Origin of the sequence: Aquabacter spiritensis, from assembly GCF_004346185.1 — a bacterium.
Lineage (GTDB): Bacteria > Pseudomonadota > Alphaproteobacteria > Rhizobiales > Xanthobacteraceae > Aquabacter > Aquabacter spiritensis.
In genome coordinates this window covers 1-17,706 of sequence record NZ_SMAI01000011.1, presented here as the reverse complement: position 1 = coordinate 17,706, position 17,706 = coordinate 1, and the positions used below count along the sequence as shown (strand labels likewise).

Genomic DNA, 17,706 nt, shown 5'->3' with positions numbered 1-17,706 from the left:
AGGGTCCGAAGCTGTGGAGCGGATATGCGATCGACCAGCCTGACCGGCGTTGCGGCGCCGGCGCTTTTGCCCCTGATCTTGATCGGCGCCTGGACGGTGCCCGCGGCCGCGAATGGCGCGGGAGAGACCGCACGGCCGGCCGTTTCTGCCGACACGCGCGTCTCCGCGACGCCCCTTTCGGGCACCCCCGACTGGACCTGGAGCGAGGTCGATATCGAGGTTCCCGGCATCGTGGCGGTCGGACCGGTGACGGCAAAGCGGGCGGCGGCCGTTCCGTCGGCCGCTCCGGCCCCAAGCGCCGTGACGACGCGCGTCTCCGGCAGCCTGCATCCCGACGGCACCAGCGCGGTCACCGCGGCGGGCAGCTTCTCCGACTGGACCTGGACCGAGTTCGGGGTCGACATGTCGCTCGCCGAAGGCGCGCAGACCGCCGGCCTGCCCTACAAGACCTCGTCGATCTCGACCCCCGCCGGCTCGGGCGCGGTCGCCTGGGCACGCACCACGCTGCCCGCTCTGTCCAACCTCTCGATCTGGGAGAAAGGCAGCGTCGATCTGCGCCTCGACGCGCTGCAGGACGAAAGCCGCCTCGGCACCAGCTTCACCCGCGAATGGACCCTGCTCGATTCGGTGACGGCGAGCCTGACCGACGCTTATGCCTTCGTCATGGGCGCGGGCGGGACCGAGCAGTGGGAGACCGGCAAGACCGTCAGCGTAAATCTCGCGCAGACCGGAACGCGCATCAGCATGGCGACGACGGCGTCGAGCGCCGGCTCGACCTGGCAGCCGAGCCTCAGCGCCTCGCAGACCCTGTTCGGCCCGCTGGTCGTGACGACCTCGGTGACCGACACCGGCGAGACGCTCAACAAGGCGGTGAGCGCAGGCTTCCGGCGCAGCTGGTAGCCCCTCGTCAGCCCCAGACGATGGCGATGAAGAACCGCGCCGCCATCAGCAGCAGGAAGACGCCGAAGCCGATTTCCAGCGCCCGGCGGGACAGGGAATGGGCGAGGCGGGCGCCGAACGGAGCGACCAGGGTGCTCACCGGCGCCATGCAGGCAAAGCCGAGCAGCGAGACATAGCCGATCGACAAAGGCGGCAGTTCGGACAGGTGCGGCCAGCCGCCGATCGCATAGCCGATCACCCCGGGAATCGGCACCAGCATGCCGATGCCGGCGGCGGTCGCCACCGCGGCATGGATCGGCACGCCGTAGAGGCTGAGCAGGATGGTGGCGAGCCCGCCGCCGCTGATGCCGATGAGCGAGGCGGCGAGCCCGACGATGAAGCCGTAGACCCACATCATGCGGCGTCCCGGCAATTCGCCGGCGATGCGCCAATCGTCCCGGCCGGACAGGACCTTCGTCGCCATCAGCAGGGCGATGACCACGAAGGCCGCCTGGAGCACCCAGCCCTCGACCACCGCGGCGATCGCGCTGCCGGTGACGATGCCGAGAATGGCCGGGATGCTCCAGGTCCGCAGCACGCCGGGAATGACGGCGCCCCGCGCTTTGTGGGTGCGGTAGGATTGCAGCGAGGTCGGCACGATGATGGCGAGCGAGGTGCCGACGCACAGCTGCATCCGCACCGATTCGTCGACACCCACGGCGCGGAACACCTCGTAGAGCACCGGGACGATCACCGCGCCGCCGCCCACGCCGAGCAGCCCGGCGAGAATCCCCGTGACCACCCCGCCGATCAGCAAGGGGGCGACGAGCGCGGCGATGTCGCCCCAGGACAGTGCGGTGAGCATGAGGAAAGCCTTTGGGGACGCGGGCGCGGCGAGGAGCCGGGAGGGCCGGGAAGGGCGCGAACTGTGTCCCAAGCGTGGCCGACCTGTCCAGGCCGCCCAGCGCGAGGGCAGGGGCCGCGATATGCTCTCAGAGCATGGCGGGAAGGGCCTCGCAGCGCGACTGCGCCAATCAGGCCGCGTCACGCCGGGCCGGGGCGCGCAGATCCGCGAGCGCGGCGCGCAGCACGTCGAGGCCGGCCCCGGGCGCAACCCCTTCGGTGGCGAGCCGACGTCGGAAGCGCCGCGCCCCCGGCCGCCCGCCGAACAGGCCCAGCATGTGGCGGGTGATGTCGTGCAGCCGCCCGCCGCGCGCGAGATGCGCCGCAATATAGGGCTCGAAGGCCGCGACCGCCGCAAACGCGTCGGCGTGCGGCGGGGCGCAGCCGAAGAAAACGGGATCGACTTCCAGGAGGAGTTCGGGGTTCTGATAGGCCGCGCGGCCGAGCATCACGCCGTCGAGGCCGGCCATCGCCGCGCGGGCGTCCGCGACCGAGGCGAGGCCGCCGTTCAGGCTGACCGGAACGTGCGGCAGGCGGGCCTTGAGCCGGTGGACGCGGTCGTAATCGAGCGGCGGGATCTCCCGATTCTCCTTCGGCGAAAGACCCTGGAGCCAGGCCTTGCGGGCGTGCACGACGAGCCCGTCCGCCCCCGCCGCGACCACCGCGTCGGCCAGCGCGTCGAGCGCGATCTCCGGGTCCTGATCGTCCACGCCGAGGCGGCACTTCACCGTGACCGGGACCGCGACCGCCGCCTTCATCGCCGCGACGCAGTCCGCGACGCGCGCCGGCTCCCGCATCAGGCAGGCGCCGAAACTGCCGCCCTGCACCCGGTCGGAGGGGCAGCCGACATTCAGATTGATTTCGTCATAGCCCCGCTCGGCGCAGATCCGCGCCGCCTGCGCGAGCGACGCCGGCTCGCTGCCCCCGAGCTGCACCGCCACGGGATGCTCGACCGCGTCGAAGCCGATCAGCCGATCCCGGTCGCCGAAGATCACGGCCTGCGCCGTGACCATCTCGGTATAGAGCAGCGCGCGCGCCGTCAGGCTGCGGTGGAACGCCCGGCAGTGCCGGTCGGTCCAATCCATCATAGGTGCCACGGCAAATCTAAATGATTGATTTTTCGACATTATTTTTGTATCTTCAACGGGTTGGGGCATGCCGTGTGCACTCGATTTTCCGCCACGATACGCCCCAATTTCCGATTTTTCGACGCGTGAGTGCACACGGAGCGCACACGGTTTGGCTACCTTCACTAAACTAAAATCCGGATCCTGGAGAGCCCAGATCCGTCGGAAGGGGCAGTACGTCAGTGAGACGTTCCTGCGCCGCAAGGATGCTGAAGAATGGGCGATCGAAACCGAACGCCGCATAGATCGGCAAGAGCCGGCCATCTCGCGCAAATCGCGGGATGCGAAACGTTTTGGCGACCTTGTCGCGCTTCACCGGCATGACATGGCCGAGGTGGGGGTCAGGATCGGGCGCTCCAAGGACTTCTGCCTTACCGCCATCGACGAGGCGCTCGGCGCCTTGAAGATTGCCGAGCTCGACCGCGAGCGTCTCATCAAATATGGCAAGGACCGCGCGAAGGAAGGGGCTGGTCCGGTCACGGTGGGCATGGACTTCGGATATATCAAGACCGTGCTCTCCCACGCTGCGGCGGTCCACGGCGTGACCCTCTCGACCGAACCCCTCGATCTCGCGCGCATTGCCTTGAAGCGGCTTGGCTTGATCGGGAAAGGCAAGGAGCGGGATCGCCGGCCGACGCAGGATGAGCTTGACCGCATCATCAAGGCTCTGGACGAGAACCCTCGGCAGAACATTCCCGTCGGAAGGATCGTGCGCTTCGCCGTAGCCACAGCGATGCGTCAGGAAGAAATCTGCCGTGTCGAATGGCGCGACTTCGATCCAAGGACGCGGATGCTGCTCGTTCGGGACCGCAAGGATCCGCGCAGGAAAGACGGCAACCATCAGCGCATCCCGCTGCTCGACGTGTCAGGCTACGACGCATGCAAGATCATCGAGGAGCAAGGAGCCGCCTTGAGCCGGCGGGAAGGCCGCATCTTCCCCTACAACGGCCGCTCGGTCGGCACCGCATTTCGTCGCCAGTGCCAGGACCTCAAGATCGAGGACCTGCATTTCCACGATCTGCGCCACGAAGGCACCAGCCGGCTATTCGAGGCCGGCTTCACCATCGAACAGGTTGCGCTAGTTACCGGTCACAAGGACTGGAAGATGCTGCGGCGCTACACCCACCTCAAGCCGGAAGCGCTGCACACCATCCGGGCTGCGAGAGCGGCATAGCTTATCGCGAAGAGTTATTTGATGAGCCGTAGTCCCTGCGGCCTTGTTGGCTTATCACGTAGGGCTTCTATCAAATCATAAAAGTCTGGCAATTCCAACTCGTTCATCGTCAACATGCGCGCCAGATCGGCTATCGAATAGCCCAAGTTCTCGATGTGAGCTCTAAGCAAGCTTTTTATGATCGTCGGCTCTTCGCGCGGAAAGTCAAGCTCCGGCGGTTCAGCCATGCGTATCTTGGCAACCGAGAACTGCTGCCAGATGTAGTTTTTCTGAGCTGGCGTCAGCTTGCCAGCACGGTCCGCGGCAAAGACAAGGCTGGCCATCGACACCCGCCAAACCCGCTTCAACGCTGCGAGTCTAGGGAGGTCTACGCGGCCAGTACCAAAATGAGATTTAACGTCCTGCGTTGGCACCAGGAAGCAACTGGCAAAGTCGTTCGCCTCCTTTTCCATGGTAGGTGTCGGGAACCGGTGCATCACGATGTGCCCCAACTCATGGCTCAGCGTGAAGCGCATTCGATCAGCCGGCTGGTCGCTGTTGAGAACAATCAGCGGGGGAAGGCCAGGCACACGGAATGTTACGCCGGACACAGAAGAGCCGCCCATTGGGGAATGTACAACGATAACGCCGGCCTCTTCCAGCAGAGCCGTTAGGTTCTTCACCGGTCCAGCAGGCATCATCCAGTGCCTCCGCAACAGTCCAGCTACCGTTTCCGCGTCACCATATTCCTCGATATCTAATTGCGGGATGGTGCGGCTAGGATTGATCTCCGTGGCCTGCAACAATCGGCGGAGATGCATGATGCGAACGTTGAGCTCGGCAATGACACTGTCGAGCTCGCCTGCGGAGACGTCCGCTTTTTTGCGCCACATGGGATGCACCGAAACGGGCGCTCCATAGACGGTATCTGTCAGTGCGAAAAAGCCTTCCGGTACTCGGAAAGCAGCAGCCGCCTTTTCGATGAAAGTCTGGGGCGGCTCCTTGGCGTCGTTTTCGATGCGGGACAGATCTGACGGCGAGACGCCCAACTGCTGGGCTGCCTCGTTCTGGCGAATCCCTCTCCTCTGCCGCGCAAGACGGAGCATTGCTCCTGAAAATGCCATGCTACTCGCCGTCCTTTGTATCTGTCTTTGGCACTGGTTTGACCGTGACCAGAGGTGCCGTCTTGGTGGGGACGATCGGATCGACCGGGGCGTCAAACGGCAGCGTGGCGATATCAGGCTCGCTACCCATTGGGTAGCCCCAGAGCCGCCGCTTACCGTCTCGGGCGGTAACCTCGACGCGATCAAGCTTGGTGCGCAGACGGTTTTCGTACCATAGCAGTTCGACCTTCATCGCTTCAGGCATGCCCAGCAAATCGACCTGAGCATCGATGAAATCATCATTGGCCTGAGTATCAATATTGCTACCTAGTCCCCTTGCCGAGCCGTGCTTGAACCGCAGCAACACACGATCCTTAAACAGATACCGCACGCTCTTATCGTGCGCGATGCGACTAACCCCAGGCATGTCGTCCAATGCGAAACCCGCCTCTTGGACGATAAAGTCATGCATCATGCCTGTTCCGGTCCTGGCGAAAACCAGTGACGGCCAATCAGGGTTCGAGACCAGCCGATCCCACGCCTTGAGGTGCACGGCCATCAACGGCTCTTCGAAGTCTTTCAACACTCGGTAGACTTCGTCAGCGTCTGGATAGCTCACGGTGGCGACTCGCGCTGTTGCTGATGATCAATCGATACTCCGGAAATTTCGTAAATTAAACGAAAAAATTTCAATTATGTTTCGCGAGGCCCCGGGAGGCTTTCGAAGCGACGCGAGTAGATCCCATCCTCAAAGTGAGAGGCCGGATCGGAGTTCCGTGATGGGTTGAGGGTCGGGAGAGAGTCTTCCCGACGCCCGTCATGGAGGGTGATCCCCATGAACATGCAGGTTCTGGATGCCGGTCGTGATGTCAGCGGCGGCTACAAGGTGGATGTCACGCGCGGCGAGCGGATCGGGCGCGTGTCGTCGGAATGGTTCTCCCGACCGGACGACGAGCGCTTCCTGTCGCTCGGCGAACTGGCCGCGATGGTGCGGGGCCGGGCCGATCACAGCCGGTCGCGCCTTGTGGAGACGTCCCGCATCCATGTGGAGGCGAGCCGGTCCAATACCGAGCGGCTGGCGCTGGTGCTGCCCGGGGCGGACGCACCCGTTGAGCCCAACCATTGGTCCTTCGGCCAGCTCGCGGCCCAGATCGGGGCGCCGGCTGCCTATCTGCGCCAACTTCCCGCCGCGCTGGCCGGCATCAATCTGCAATATGGCCTGACCTCGCACCGCGCCGAGCAGATCAAGACCTTTGAAACCGCCGATGGCCGCGTCGAACTGCGCGCGGTGACCGGCCCGGACTATGGCCGGATCTACGATCATGAACTGGTCGAGGCAGTGCAGCGCATCGCTGGCAACGGCACCGGCGACACGCGCTGGAAGGTGCCGGGCGTGCTCGACTGGTCGACGGGCATCTACAATCCGCGTGTCGACATCACCAAGGATACGACGACGCTCTATGCCTCCGACCGCGACGTCTTCCTGTTTCTGGTCGACGATCTCAACCCGATCGAGGCCGGGCGGCTGCCCGACGGCTCGCCGGACCTCTATTTTCGAGGCTTCTACTGCTGGAACTCGGAGGTCGGGGCCAAGACGCTCGGCATCGCGAGCTTCTATCTGCGTGCTGTGTGCCAGAACCGCAATCTCTGGGGCGTCGAGGATTTCCAGGAAATCACCATCCGCCACTCCAAATACGCCGCCTCGCGCTTCGCTCATGAGGCGGCCCCGGCCCTGACCCGCTTCGCCAATTCCTCGCCCATGCCCTTCGTCAACGGCATCAAGGCCGCACGCGAGAAGATCGTCGCGCGGACCGACGAGGACCGCAGCGACTTCTTGCGCAACCGGGGCTTCTCCAGGGCCGAGACGGCGCGGATCATCGACACGGTGCTGGCCGAGGAAGGGCGCAAGCCCGAGAGCATCTTCGACTTCGTGCAGGGCATCACCGCGGTCGCACGCGACAAGCCGCACCAGGATGCAAGACTCGACCTCGAGGGGCGGGCCAAAAAACTGCTCGATCGGGCCGCCTGACTTCCGGAAAGCCGGAGATGCGGAGATCCGTGTCTCCGGCTTTCCGCTTGTGCGGATCTGCGGCGTCGCCCTCCAGAGTGAGAGGGCGGCGCTGCGCTTCGTGACGGGTTGGAGGCCGAGAGAGAGGCTCTTGGCCGCCCGTTGCGGAGGTGCCTTCCATGGCGATCACTGTTCAGAAGATCACGCTCTCGCCCTCGCGTGACATCCCCTTCAACAAGCTCCTGCTCAGCCAGTCGAACGTCCGGCGCATCAAGGCTGGCGTCTCGATCGAGGAACTGGCCGAGGACATCGCCCGGCGCGGCCTGCTGCAGGGCCTCAGCGTTCGCCCGGTCGTTGACGACACCGGCGTCGAGACCGGCATGTTCGAGATCCCGGCGGGCGGGCGGCGCTATCGGGCGCTGGAATTGCTGGTGAAGCAGAAGCGCCTCGCCAGGACCGCGCCAGTGCCCTGCGTCATCCGGGAGGGCGGTATCGCCGAGGAGGATTCGCTCGCCGAGAATGTCCAGCGCGCGCCGCTGCACCCGCTCGACCAGTTCCGCGCCTTTCTGGCCCTGCGGGAGAAGGGCCAGTCGGAAGAAGAGATCGCCGCCGCCTTCTTCGTCTCCGTCGGCGTAGTGAGGCAGCGCCTCAAGCTCGCCTCGGTCTCGCCGGTGCTGCTGGAGGTCTATGCCGAGGACGGCCTGACGCTCGACCAGCTCATGGCCTTCACCGTGTCCGGCGACCATGCGCGGCAGGAACAGGTCTTCGAGCGGCTGAAGACATCCTATGACAAGCAGCCTTATGCCATCCGCCGCATGCTGACCGAGGGCGCGGTCCGCGCCTGCGACAAACGCGCCCAGTTCATCGGTCTCGAGGCCTATGTCGATGCCGGCGGCACCATCCTGCGTGACCTGTTCCAGGGTGATGATGGCGGCTGGCTGCAGGATGTCGCGCTGGTCGACCGGCTGGTGGCCGAGAAGCTGAAGGCCGAGGCAGCCACTGTCTCCGCCGAGGGCTGGAAATGGGTCGAGATGGCGCCCGACTTCGCCTATGGCCACACCTACGGCCTGCGACAGCTGCGCGGCGAGACCATCCCGCTCACCACTGAGGAGGAAGCGAGCCGCGACGCCCTCCAGGCGGAATATGATCGCCTGTCCGAGACCTATGCCGAGGCGGACGAACTGCCGGAAGAGGTCGATGCGCGGCTCGGCGAGATCGAGACGGCGATCGAGGCCTTCGAGGCGCGTCCGATCGCCTTCGATCCGCTGGATGTGGCGCGCGCCGGCGCGTTCGTCAGCATCGCCCATGATGGCGCGGTGCGCATTGAGCGCGGTTATGTGCGGCCGGAGGACGAACTGCCGGTGGAACCCGAAGTCGTCGCGGAAGACGCCGGGCCGCACCTTGCCGCCGCTGTGGCCAGGGGTAACGGCGAGGCCGTCATGGCAGACGCGCCGATCCCCGAGCCCGACGAGGACGAAGGGCTGTCTGCGCTCTCGGACCGGCTGATGACCGAGCTGACCTCGCATCGCACGCTCGGCCTGCGCCAGGCGCTGGGCGAACGGCCCGACGTCGCCTTCCTCGCGGCCCTGCATGCCCTGACGCTGAAGAGCTTCTATCACTACGGCTCGGATAGCTGCCTCGAACTCGACCTGAAGAGCGTGGCGTTCAGCGCGCAGGCGCCGGGGCTGAACGACAGCGTCTCGGCCGCGGCGATCCACGCCCGACATGAAGGCTGGGCCAAGGCCCTGCCGAAGGACTCGGCTGATCTCTGGGAGGCTCTGCACGACTGGGACAGCGACAGCCGCGCCGGCCTGTTCGCCCATGTGGTGAGCCTATCGGTGAACGCCGTCCATGAAGCCTGGAACCGGCGCCCGCGCGCGCTGCACCATGCCGATCAGCTCGCACGCGCCGTCGATCTCGATATGGCGGCCTCCGGGTGGAAGCCGACCGTGGACAATTTCCTCGGGCGCGTGACCAAGGCCCGCATTCTGCAGGCGGTGAGCGAGGCCAAGGGGCCGCGTGCGGCAGAGCGCATCGCGCACCTGAAGAAAGGCGACATGGCCCGCGAGGCCGAAACGCTGCTGGCTGATACCGGCTGGCTCCCGGAACCGCTGCGCGGCTCTGAACCCGCAGTTGGCGGAGAAACGGCGGCTCAGGACAGCACAACGGCCATGGGCGAAGACGGGAGCCTTGAGGATACTGAGGACACCACGGACATCCCCCCTGCCGTAGCGGCGGAGTAACCCTCAACACGATCTCGGCCCGCCGGCTCTGTCGGCGGGCCTTTGCTTTTGAAAAGCTCGCCATGTCCGGGATTGCTCACGATCTGTCGCGGCGGCTCGCCAATCAAGCCGAGGCGGTCTGCCGACACTATCTTTCCAATGGTCGCCGGGAGGGTCGTTACTGGCTCGTCGGCGATATCAGAAACACACCCGGTCGCTCGCTCTTCGTCCGGCTCCAGGCATCCGCGAAGGGGCCGGCGGGCAAATGGACCGATGCCGCCACCGGCGAACATGGCGATCTTCTCGATGTCATCCGCGGATCGCTGGGCCTCACTGATTTCATCGACATTGCTGCCGAAGCACGAACGTTTCTCAGCCTGCCGGATCCCAAACCGGAACCCGCAGCACCACCTAGCCGTGTCCGGCCGGCTCCATCGGGGGCGGTCGAAGCGGCACGCCGGTTGTTCGCCATGTCGCAGCCCATCGCCGGGACCATCGCAGAGACGTATTTGCGCCGACGCGGCATTACGCTTTTGCACGGAACCGGAAACCTGCGCTTTCATCCACGCTGCTACTACAAGCCTGACGACGGCCCGTCAGAGACCTGGCCCGCCATGATCGCCGCCATTTCCGATTTCACCGGCAGGATCACCGGCGTACACCGCACCTGGCTCGCCCCCGACGGTACGGACAAGGCTCCAGTCGACACGCCGCGCAAGGCGATGGGTAATCTGCTTGGGTCTACCGTTCGCATCGGCGTGCCCGACAGCGTGATGGCGGCAGGTGAAGGCATCGAGACCATGCTGTCTCTCCGGCAGGTCCTGCCCGATATGGCGATGGCACCGGCACTTTCGGCCGCGCATCTGGCCGCCATCCTGTTCCCACTGAGGCTGCGGCGGCTTTACATCATCCGCGACAACGATCCTGCCGGTGACGCCGCCCGGGACACGTTGATCGAACGGGCGAACGCCGAGGGCATCGAGGCCATCCCATTGTCGCCAGCGCTCGGGGACTTCAACGAGGATCTCCAGCGGCTCGGTATGGATGCACTTCGGACGGGTGTTCGGGTGCAACTCGCCACGGAGGACGTGGCGCGCTTCATGAACCTGCCCCCATAGCCGGAGCGGGCTGAACCGCGATCCTTGGCTGCCATACCCGCAAGGATGCGTCAGTGACGGCAAGAGGACCGCGCCTTGCGCCTTCGAGAGGGCGATCGGCCGTCAGCCGGGCCGGATCGGCAATGGCTGCCACCGACGATTTTCCGGCGCAGCCTTCTGGCCGCTTTCCATCGCGAAGCAAAATCGCCGGCTTCTCGCCATCCTCCGCTACGCTTCGGCCCTCTCGCTTCGCTCCGGGTGCAGTTCCGTCCCGCCCGACGGCTTCGTCGCCATGAAGGCCGCCACGGCAAGCGGTCCACACCGACGGAGCATCCCATGAGCGCGCATGACGACCACGAGCCGCACCACGTCTCATCGCCGACCGACCACCTGATCCAGGAGTTGCAGCTCCACGGCCATCGTCCTTCCGAGGACGAGCGCGACCAGCGCCCGCCACCGGAGGACCGCCTCATCGACGGCGCCGTTGCCGACATCTTCGACGCCCTTGTCGCCACGATCACCGACACCAGCCTCGATGCCGAGCTTCCCGATCTCCTCTGGTCGACCGTCAACATGTTCCACCGCGCCGTGGACCGGATCGAGCAGAAGCTTGACGATAATGAGCAGGACCAGAAGCAGCTTCAGCGCGAGCAGGACGGGTCCGAGGTGAAGTCTCTCGAACTCGAGCGACTGATTGACATCGGCATGAACCTGATCGGCCGCCGCGACGGCATGGAATCCTTCCGCGAGGCCGCCGCAGACCGCTACCGTATCGCCACAGGCTCGCCCTGGACGCCACGGGCCGGATCACGGGTCAACCATCGCCATCTCACCGCAGCACTGATCGACAGCCGGGATTTCCTCGCGGCCAGAAGGCGTGCCGATACCGAGGTGCTGGTACCCGCCGGGCCAAAGATCGCCTTCTCGGGGGGCGACACCGCCGATCACCGCCAGATCTGGGCCAAGCTCGATCAGATCCACGCCAAGCACCCGGACATGGTGCTGCTGCATGGCGGCTCGCCCAAAGGCGCGGAGAAGATCGCGTCCCTCTGGGCCGACAGCCGCAAGGTCCCGCAGGTGGCCTTCAAGCCCGACTGGACGAAGCACGCCAAGGCCGCGCCCTTCAAGCGCAACGACCAGATGCTGAACGTGGTGCCGATCGGGGTCGTGATCTTTCCCGGCACCGGCATTCAGGACAATCTGGCCGACAAGGCCCGCAAGATGGGCATTCCGGTCTATCGCCTCAGTTCCGGCGGCGCATGAGCGCCGCCATACCCGCAATCTTGAATATGATGGCAACTCCTCTATTTTGCTATCAATGCTATCAGCCTTACTGGAGGCGCCATCATGCCCGCAGTGACGATCCGGAATCTGTCGGAGGCAACGCACCGCGCCCTCAAGGTGCGTGCGGCCCAGCATGGCCGCAGCACCGAAGCCGAGATGCGCGACATCCTGGAGACCGCCGTTCGCCCTGACACGCGCCTTCGGCTCGGAACGGCGCTCGCGGAGCGCAGCCGCCGCCTCGGCCTGACCAATGAGGACATCGACGGTCTCAGCCCGGCGCGTGAGAGGACGCCTGCCGAGCCCATGAGCTTCGAATGATCCTTCTCGACACCAATGTCATCTCGGAGGCGATGAAGCCTATCCCCGACGACGCCATGCGGGCTTGGCTCGACGAGCAGGCTGCCGAGACGCTCTATCTCTCCAGCGTCACCATCGCCGAGCTGTTGTTTGGCATCGGTGCGCTGCCCGCGGGCAAGCGCAAGGACCGGCTCACCGAGGCCCTGGATGGGGTGATGGAGCTGTTCGCCGACCGTGTCCTGCCATTCGACATCGCTGCCGCACGACATTATGCCGGCCTCGCCGTGAAAGCACGCGCGGCCGGGAAGGGCTTTCCGACGCCCGACGGCTATATCGCTGCAATCGCAGCCTCCCGGGGCTTCACTGTGGCCACGCGCGATACCAGCGCGTTCGACGCCGCCGGTGTGGCGGTCATCAATCCGTGGAACGTGGACAGCTGACGACCTGCCACAGTCAGCACGTGTTCAACCTGGCAACGCTGCGGAAGCGACCTGCGCAGTAGCCCGCCATCACGGTCTCCTGACCGGACGACCATCCCCGCTTCACGACGCTGATCCTTGGGTCCAGCCGATGGCCTGACGCCATCAACCCATGAAGGGTCGGACGACGCTGCGCGTGCCTCCGCTCCGGCTGCGCCTCACGCGGTGATTGCGGCCAACGGCCGGCCTCTTCGGGCGCCTGTCAGCGGGGGATGGACCTCCGCTCGCGCAGGAGCCAGGTCGATGTCCGCCCAGATCGCTCACGCCTTCGCCTTAAGCCTCGCCACCACCCTAATGGCCACCGTCGTGATCTTCCGCGCCGGCGACGGAACGCTCTCCGTCATTCCTGCTGCCGAGTATGACGGCGACGAAGCCGCCATCGTCCGGGAGATCGACCCCTTCGCCTCCTGAGAGGCGAACCGGCGGCCATGAATGGTGGCCGCCGCCAATTCTGCTCATCGGGCGGGTGCGTCGGAGTCGGTGGCGACACATTCCTCCGATCTTACGGAGCCGTCCCCATGATCTTCATCGGCATTCTTCTCGGCATCGCGACGATCGCATTCCTCTGCTGGCAACTCTTCGCGCTTGCGGTGTTCGCGTTGCCGCTGTTTGCGGGCATCACGGCGGGCACATGGGCCTATGGCACCGGCGGCGGATGGCTCGGCGTACTTGTTGTCGGCCTTGCCGCCGCTGGCCTGACTTACGGCCTCGGCCAGTTCCTGTTCGCGATCGTCCGCCCGATCTGGGCGCGCCTGATGATCGCGGCCGCATTCGTCGTCCCGGCCGCTGCGGCAGGCTTCCACGCCACCCATGGCATCGTTAAGCACACCATGCCCTCCCATACGTGGCAGATGGTGTTTTCGATCCTCGGAGCCGGCGTGGTCGGCATCGTCGCCTTCGTGCGCATCACCGGAAGGAAGGCATTGCGCCCTTCTGGCGGACACAGCTCCGCCCACTGACACCGCAACATCCGCTCGGCGCACCAGAAGGCGAATGACATTACGTCCGCGTCAAAGGGCTGGGCCGGGAGGGAGCGGAAGCCCAAATGGTCCGTTTCGCCATGCTGTACGGCAGAGTTAGCGTGCGCGGCAAACGGCGGCCGTGTCGCTGTTGAAAGGCCCCTCGGAGTGGAGCATTCGAGGCGTTGGCGGGCCAGGGAAACGGCAGTTTGGCCAAGCTCAGGGTATCGTCCGCCGATGCTCGCCGGCGCGTCTCTATGTCCGGCGCGAGGCCAAACCATCTCCCTCATCCATCAGCCATTGCCCGCTCCAGACGGCCTCTTCAATGGCCTGATCTGGCCGAAGGTCGGCTGCGCCTCGAGCGCCTATGCCACAACGGCTGGTCCCGACTTTCTTCCCCTGCCGACGCCCACCCCGCGCGCTGCGCGGGGCCCCGGATCGCCGTCATTCCTCGCGGAGCAACAAAGTCGCGCCTGCGCCGTCCTCCGCTGCGCTGCGGTCGCAATCCTCACCCCATCGCGCGAGCGCGACGGGGACCCCGAGGCGATGCGGCGCCGCTCGCCTTCGGCCTTTCGATCGCCATCGAGGCCGCAATGGCGCGGGCTCAGAAGACAGGACGGAGACGGAACATGGCCACCATCGGCACCTTCAAGAAGACCGGCACCAACGAGTTCACCGGCGACATCGTGACCCTCGGCGTGCAGGCCCGGGGCGTGCGCATCATCCCCGACACCCGCGCCACCGGCGAGAACGCCCCCAGCCATCGGGTCCTGGTCGGCCGCGCCGAGATCGGGGCCGCCTGGTCCAAGCGCTCCACCGAGGGCCGCGACTATCTGGGCCTCAAGCTCGACGATCCGAGCTTCACCGCCCCGATCTACGCCAATCTCTTCGACGACGAAGACGGCGAGTCCTTCTCCCTCATCTGGTCCCGCCCCAACGGACGCCGCAGCGACTGAAGCGCGGGCCGCGTCCCCGGCCTCCGAGGCCGGGGACGAACGCCATCGGCAAGACGGCGACGATCGCGATGATGGCTACAATCGTTCCCTACTTGTCGTCTTCGAGAGCGGTCTCGGCTGGGCCTTTCGGCCGACGCAGGAGCAGGTCGGACGCCTCGACGCCGAGAACCGAGGCGAGCCGCTCCACCACATCGATGCTGGCGTTGTAAACGCACCGCTCGAGTGAGCTGATATAGGTGCGATCAATGTCCGCGAGGTGCGCAAGCTCCTCCTGCGACAGCCCCTTGGCAAGCCGCAAGGCCTTCAGATTGTGCGCGAACACCTCTCGGATCTCCATGACCGAGAGAGCAGTCGCTTGATGAGTATTTCACCACGGAGTATTCTCTACATCGCACTCGCCACGGCGTGGGTAGCGGTCGCCTGATGCCTTGCATCGGCAGTGCCAAAGAGGTGGTGGATCAGGTGTGCGCACCGGCGACGCGGCGTTCGGCTTTATGAGCACGCATGATAGAATGATCCCAAATTGCACCCCCACACCGTCGCCGACGGCTTGGCTTGCGACAGAAGAAGCGACAGCTTGCGGGGGATGGACGTGGCCAAGGCGTTTGAGGATAAGGCGCCGTCCGGTCAGGAACTGACCGCCTACGACCGCGCCCATATCAAGCTCTATATGCGCCTGCTCGATGCGACCGCCGAGGGAGCGGACTGGCAGGAAGTGGTGGTCGTCCTGTTCGGGATTGATCCGGCGCAGGAGCCTGCCCGCGCCCGCGCGGTACATGACAGCCATCTGGAGCGCGCCCGTTGGCTCGCCCAGACAGGCTATCGCGATCTGCTCCCGCACAGTGTCAACTGAAGCGCCTCCGGTCCATGTGATGCGCGCGCCGCATCACCTGTTGCCTGTGAGGTGAGTTCTGCCTCGCGATGCAATCCTTAATTGCTGTTCCCAACGGCATGCACCGTCTGGGAGTCGCTCATGAAGCCCGATACGTCGCGCTGGCGAGACAGTCGGACCTACGACTATTTCGATGATCTCTCCGTGGAGGGATTGGCCTGGGAGTGCCTGAGGCGCGATGAAGCCTACCAGCAGGCTTATCGAGACCTCGTGGATGCCGAGAGAGCGGCTGAACATTTCTCGGCCGAGGTAGAGCATCGCTGGGGGTTACGATGTCCCGGCGAACCCCTCGTTTCCTGCACACTTACAACGGCTTCAGTGGTCGCCGCGCGTCAATCCGGCCGTAACGATTTTCACCGCGCTGCCCGACAATTTGCCGGACACCGGCAAGACCTGTCTGCCTGCTCCTGCGGAGACACCTGCTTCTGCAGCACCGCTGCCCCTCTTCCTCTCCATCGTTGAACCCGGCGCACCGATCGCCGCCCTGATCCCTTTCGACGACGATCTGCCGGGCCGTATCGAGGCGCTGAACCGCCTCTGGCATGCGCGCCGTAGGAAGCCCGTGCCCCCCGACACCCGCATGACCCGCCAGCAACGGGGGCGCCTGCGGCTGATGCTTCAGGCCTGCGACGGACGAAACCGGGGTGCGAGCTACCGGGCCATCGCAGAGGCTGTCTTCGGCACAGAGCGTGTGGCGGCCGATCCCTGGAAGACATCTCCCTTGCGCGACCGCGTCATCGGCCTTGTGGAAGGCGGCTCCGGCCTGATTGCCGGCGGCTATCTGCGGCTGTTCCGGCATCGCCGCCGCCCGTGACGGGTGGGGATTTTAGCCCCCCAATCTTCCCCATCCCTCCCGACATTCCTCCTCCGCCACCGTGGTCACCGTCCGCCGCCGCACTCCGGCAGCACCCGCCACACCCACGGAGGCCCGCTCCATGCGACCCGATCTCGCCCCCCTCCCGCCGCGCTATCTGCGCACCAAGGAAGCGGCTGCGTTTCTCAGCCTCTCGGCCCGCACGCTTGAGAAGCACCGCACCTATGGCACCGGTCCCGCCTTTCGCAAGCTGGGCGGACGCGTCGTCTATTCCATCGACGACCTGCAGGCATGGACCGAGCGCGGCGCGGTCACCTCGACATCCGATCCGCGCGGCACCGTCCTGCCGGCCAAGCGCCACGCGCTTGCCGCCGGTTCGTTCGCTGGCCGCGCCGCGCGCTGAACGCACCACCATGGCGGCGCGGCATCACAGCCTCTCGGAGCGCGGACAGCTGGATCTGTTCCGCGCCCTGCCAGGCGACTTCGCGCCACGAGATGCGCAGGATCTCATGGCCTATCCCTTCTTCTCCCTCTCCAAGACCCATCGCGTGGCGCCGATCGATTTTCGGACCGGCAGCATCGCCATCCGGGTCGAGGCCGTGCCCGACCACGGCATGGCGACGATCTGGGACGCCGACATTCTCATCTGGGCGGCGAGCCAGATCGTCGAGGCGCGCGACGCGGGGCTGCGCACCTCGCGCCTGATGGCGGCGACGCCCTATGAGATCCTCACCTTTGTCGGGCGCGGCACCTCGCTGCGCGATTATCAGCGCCTCAAGGCCGCGCTCGACCGTCTCCAGTCCACCACGGTCTCGACCACCATCCGCCAGCCGGCGGAGGGGCGCCGGCACCGCTTCTCCTGGATCAATGAATGGCAGGAACGGACCGACCGCAACGGCCGACCTGATGGCGTCGACCTCATCCTGCCGGACTGGTTCTACCGCGCCGTGCTCGACGACGCGCTCGTGCTTACCATCGACCGGGCCTATTTCGGGCTGACGGGCGGGCTGGAACGCTGGCTCTACCGGCTGGTGCGCAAGCATGGCGGGCGGCAGCAGGACGGGTGGCGGTTCGATTTCCGGCACCTACACCAGAAGTCGGGCAGCTTGTCGCCGTTCAAGCGCTTCGCCTTCGAGCTCAGGGATCTGATCCGGCGCCAGCCGCTTCCCAACTACATGCTGTTCGTTGAGGTCGAGGTCAGCGGCCGGCTGCTGCTCGCCTTCGAGCCAGCCGCGCCCTGTGGACAGGCTGTGGATAGCCTCGTGCTATCGGGAACCCGGACTATCGTGCCATCGGGAACCGGTGCCTCGTGCTATCAGGAACCCAAACAGGCCTTAACTCCCTGTCCTGCATCAGGAAATCGCGCCCTTAACTTAGAGTCTAACCCAGAATCTAACTTTAAGAGGCGCGCGAGCGCTTTTGTGAGCGCCGCAGATCAGCTGTCAGTTTTCCGCAAAGCGAAGACTGGGGGTGATCGGTGACTGATCTTCCCCTTAAAGCGGAGACTCGTTTTCCCTTAATCGTAGACTGGAG

General features: G+C 65.4%; 21 protein-coding genes. 16 read left to right on the top strand and 5 right to left on the bottom strand.

The features are described from left to right. The first annotated feature begins 24 nt into the window (after nt 1–24). Nucleotides 25–900: a hypothetical protein gene (locus EDC64_RS16220; RefSeq protein ID WP_132033265.1), complete on the top strand. Its 876-nt coding sequence runs from the start codon at nt 25–27 to the stop codon at nt 898–900. A 7-nt stretch (nt 901–907) separates the two neighbouring features. Here EDC64_RS16220 and EDC64_RS16215 read toward each other — a convergent pair whose 3' ends face one another. After that, nucleotides 908–1,744 carry a sulfite exporter TauE/SafE family protein gene (locus EDC64_RS16215; protein WP_132033263.1) on the bottom strand — a complete coding sequence of 279 codons (837 nt, stop codon included), beginning with the start codon at nt 1,742–1,744 and terminating at the stop codon, nt 908–910. A 169-nt stretch (nt 1,745–1,913) separates the two neighbouring features. Next, nucleotides 1,914–2,909, bottom strand: coding sequence for a tRNA dihydrouridine(20/20a) synthase DusA (dusA, locus tag EDC64_RS16210; RefSeq protein WP_132033261.1), 996 nt, complete (start codon nt 2,907–2,909; stop codon nt 1,914–1,916). A 112-nt stretch (nt 2,910–3,021) separates the two neighbouring features. On the opposite strand from dusA, the gene EDC64_RS16205 reads away from it, so the two are divergent. Beyond that, entirely contained in the window at nt 3,022–4,083 is a 1,062-nt protein-coding gene (locus EDC64_RS16205; RefSeq protein WP_132033259.1) for a site-specific integrase, read from the top strand. A gap of 14 nt (nt 4,084–4,097) precedes the next feature. On the opposite strand, the gene EDC64_RS16200 is transcribed toward EDC64_RS16205, so the two are convergent. Both EDC64_RS16200 and EDC64_RS16195 read right to left on the bottom strand, forming a co-directional pair. Continuing rightward, nucleotides 4,098–5,186: an XRE family transcriptional regulator gene (locus tag EDC64_RS16200; protein WP_132033257.1), complete on the bottom strand. Its 1,089-nt coding sequence runs from the start codon at nt 5,184–5,186 to the stop codon at nt 4,098–4,100. A gap of 1 nt (nt 5,187) precedes the next feature. Next, nucleotides 5,188–5,784: a hypothetical protein gene (locus EDC64_RS16195; protein WP_132033255.1), complete on the bottom strand. Its 597-nt coding sequence runs from the start codon at nt 5,782–5,784 to the stop codon at nt 5,188–5,190. Between the two features lie 216 nt (nt 5,785–6,000). On the opposite strand from EDC64_RS16195, the gene EDC64_RS16190 reads away from it, so the two are divergent. From EDC64_RS16190 to EDC64_RS16155, 9 genes are all read left to right on the top strand, one after another. Continuing rightward, nucleotides 6,001–7,194 carry a DUF932 domain-containing protein gene (locus EDC64_RS16190; RefSeq protein WP_132033253.1) on the top strand — a complete coding sequence of 398 codons (1,194 nt, stop codon included), beginning with the start codon at nt 6,001–6,003 and terminating at the stop codon, nt 7,192–7,194. A 158-nt stretch (nt 7,195–7,352) separates the two neighbouring features. Next, entirely contained in the window at nt 7,353–9,416 is a 2,064-nt protein-coding gene (locus EDC64_RS16185) for a ParB/RepB/Spo0J family partition protein (RefSeq protein ID WP_132033251.1), read from the top strand. Nucleotides 9,417–9,478: 62 nt separating this feature from the next. Then, a complete protein-coding gene (locus EDC64_RS16180) occupies nt 9,479–10,513 on the top strand; it encodes a DUF7146 domain-containing protein (RefSeq protein WP_132033249.1) in 1,035 nt (344 codons plus the stop codon). A 315-nt stretch (nt 10,514–10,828) separates the two neighbouring features. Further along, the gene (locus EDC64_RS16175; RefSeq protein ID WP_132033247.1) at nt 10,829–11,755 is read left to right on the top strand and encodes a DUF2493 domain-containing protein; all 927 of its coding nucleotides are present in this window, start codon (nt 10,829–10,831) and stop codon (nt 11,753–11,755) included. An 84-nt stretch (nt 11,756–11,839) separates the two neighbouring features. After that, nucleotides 11,840–12,094: a FitA-like ribbon-helix-helix domain-containing protein gene (locus EDC64_RS16170; RefSeq protein WP_132033245.1), complete on the top strand. Its 255-nt coding sequence runs from the start codon at nt 11,840–11,842 to the stop codon at nt 12,092–12,094. Next, nucleotides 12,091–12,513, top strand: coding sequence for a type II toxin-antitoxin system VapC family toxin (locus EDC64_RS16165; RefSeq protein ID WP_132033243.1), 423 nt, complete (start codon nt 12,091–12,093; stop codon nt 12,511–12,513). The genes EDC64_RS16170 and EDC64_RS16165 overlap by 4 nt, the downstream gene beginning before the upstream one ends. A 282-nt stretch (nt 12,514–12,795) precedes the next feature. Next, a complete protein-coding gene (locus EDC64_RS23595; RefSeq protein ID WP_165933797.1) occupies nt 12,796–12,963 on the top strand; it encodes a hypothetical protein in 168 nt (55 codons plus the stop codon). A 107-nt stretch (nt 12,964–13,070) separates the two neighbouring features. Continuing rightward, nucleotides 13,071–13,511, top strand: coding sequence for a hypothetical protein (locus EDC64_RS16160; RefSeq protein WP_132033241.1), 441 nt, complete (start codon nt 13,071–13,073; stop codon nt 13,509–13,511). Between the two features lie 629 nt (nt 13,512–14,140). Further along, a complete protein-coding gene (locus EDC64_RS16155; RefSeq protein ID WP_132033239.1) occupies nt 14,141–14,467 on the top strand; it encodes a DUF736 domain-containing protein in 327 nt (108 codons plus the stop codon). A gap of 88 nt (nt 14,468–14,555) precedes the next feature. Here EDC64_RS16155 and EDC64_RS16150 read toward each other — a convergent pair whose 3' ends face one another. After that, on the bottom strand, nt 14,556–14,804 hold the full coding sequence (locus EDC64_RS16150) for a helix-turn-helix domain-containing protein (RefSeq protein WP_132033237.1): 249 nt from the start codon (nt 14,802–14,804) through the stop codon (nt 14,556–14,558). 255 nt (nt 14,805–15,059) lie between these two features. On the opposite strand from EDC64_RS16150, the gene EDC64_RS16145 reads away from it, so the two are divergent. The 5 genes from EDC64_RS16145 (at nt 15,060) to EDC64_RS16130 (ending at nt 17,654) form a co-directional block, all read left to right on the top strand. Beyond that, nucleotides 15,060–15,320 carry a DNA -binding domain-containing protein gene (locus tag EDC64_RS16145; protein WP_245504743.1) on the top strand — a complete coding sequence of 87 codons (261 nt, stop codon included), beginning with the start codon at nt 15,060–15,062 and terminating at the stop codon, nt 15,318–15,320. Nucleotides 15,321–15,440: 120 nt separating this feature from the next. Beyond that, the gene (locus EDC64_RS23850; RefSeq protein WP_245504742.1) at nt 15,441–15,821 is read left to right on the top strand and encodes a transcriptional regulator domain-containing protein; all 381 of its coding nucleotides are present in this window, start codon (nt 15,441–15,443) and stop codon (nt 15,819–15,821) included. Further along, entirely contained in the window at nt 15,733–16,173 is a 441-nt protein-coding gene (locus EDC64_RS16140) for a DUF2285 domain-containing protein (protein ID WP_245504741.1), read from the top strand. Before EDC64_RS23850 ends, EDC64_RS16140 begins: the two co-directional genes overlap by 89 nt. Before the next feature lie 121 nt (nt 16,174–16,294). Beyond that, on the top strand, nt 16,295–16,576 hold the full coding sequence (locus tag EDC64_RS16135) for a helix-turn-helix transcriptional regulator (RefSeq protein WP_132033233.1): 282 nt from the start codon (nt 16,295–16,297) through the stop codon (nt 16,574–16,576). A gap of 10 nt (nt 16,577–16,586) precedes the next feature. Beyond that, on the top strand, nt 16,587–17,654 hold the full coding sequence (locus EDC64_RS16130) for a replication initiator protein A (RefSeq protein WP_132033231.1): 1,068 nt from the start codon (nt 16,587–16,589) through the stop codon (nt 17,652–17,654). Nucleotides 17,655–17,706: the final 52 nt, after the last annotated feature.

Bases quoted from the DNA above. Each gene is read 5' to 3' on its own strand.
- EDC64_RS16165 (WP_132033243.1), top strand. From the start codon at position 12,091: ATGATCCTTCTCGACACCAATGTCATCTCGGAGGCGATGAAGCCTATC.
- EDC64_RS16150 (WP_132033237.1), bottom strand. From the start codon at position 14,804: ATGGAGATCCGAGAGGTGTTCGCGCACAATCTGAAGGCCTTGCGGCTT.
- EDC64_RS16135 (WP_132033233.1), top strand. From the start codon at position 16,295: ATGCGACCCGATCTCGCCCCCCTCCCGCCGCGCTATCTGCGCACCAAG.
- EDC64_RS16220 (WP_132033265.1), top strand. From the start codon at position 25: ATGCGATCGACCAGCCTGACCGGCGTTGCGGCGCCGGCGCTTTTGCCC.
- EDC64_RS16160 (WP_132033241.1), top strand. From the start codon at position 13,071: ATGATCTTCATCGGCATTCTTCTCGGCATCGCGACGATCGCATTCCTC.
- EDC64_RS16155 (WP_132033239.1), top strand. From the start codon at position 14,141: ATGGCCACCATCGGCACCTTCAAGAAGACCGGCACCAACGAGTTCACC.
- EDC64_RS16185 (WP_132033251.1), top strand. From the start codon at position 7,353: ATGGCGATCACTGTTCAGAAGATCACGCTCTCGCCCTCGCGTGACATC.
- EDC64_RS16170 (WP_132033245.1), top strand. From the start codon at position 11,840: ATGCCCGCAGTGACGATCCGGAATCTGTCGGAGGCAACGCACCGCGCC.
- dusA (WP_132033261.1), bottom strand. From the start codon at position 2,909: ATGTCGAAAAATCAATCATTTAGATTTGCCGTGGCACCTATGATGGAT.
- EDC64_RS16190 (WP_132033253.1), top strand. From the start codon at position 6,001: ATGAACATGCAGGTTCTGGATGCCGGTCGTGATGTCAGCGGCGGCTAC.
- EDC64_RS16200 (WP_132033257.1), bottom strand. From the start codon at position 5,186: ATGGCATTTTCAGGAGCAATGCTCCGTCTTGCGCGGCAGAGGAGAGGG.
- EDC64_RS16130 (WP_132033231.1), top strand. From the start codon at position 16,587: ATGGCGGCGCGGCATCACAGCCTCTCGGAGCGCGGACAGCTGGATCTG.
- EDC64_RS16180 (WP_132033249.1), top strand. From the start codon at position 9,479: ATGTCCGGGATTGCTCACGATCTGTCGCGGCGGCTCGCCAATCAAGCC.
- EDC64_RS16175 (WP_132033247.1), top strand. From the start codon at position 10,829: ATGAGCGCGCATGACGACCACGAGCCGCACCACGTCTCATCGCCGACC.
- EDC64_RS16215 (WP_132033263.1), bottom strand. From the start codon at position 1,744: ATGCTCACCGCACTGTCCTGGGGCGACATCGCCGCGCTCGTCGCCCCC.
- EDC64_RS23595 (WP_165933797.1), top strand. From the start codon at position 12,796: ATGTCCGCCCAGATCGCTCACGCCTTCGCCTTAAGCCTCGCCACCACC.
- EDC64_RS23850 (WP_245504742.1), top strand. From the start codon at position 15,441: ATGAAGCCCGATACGTCGCGCTGGCGAGACAGTCGGACCTACGACTAT.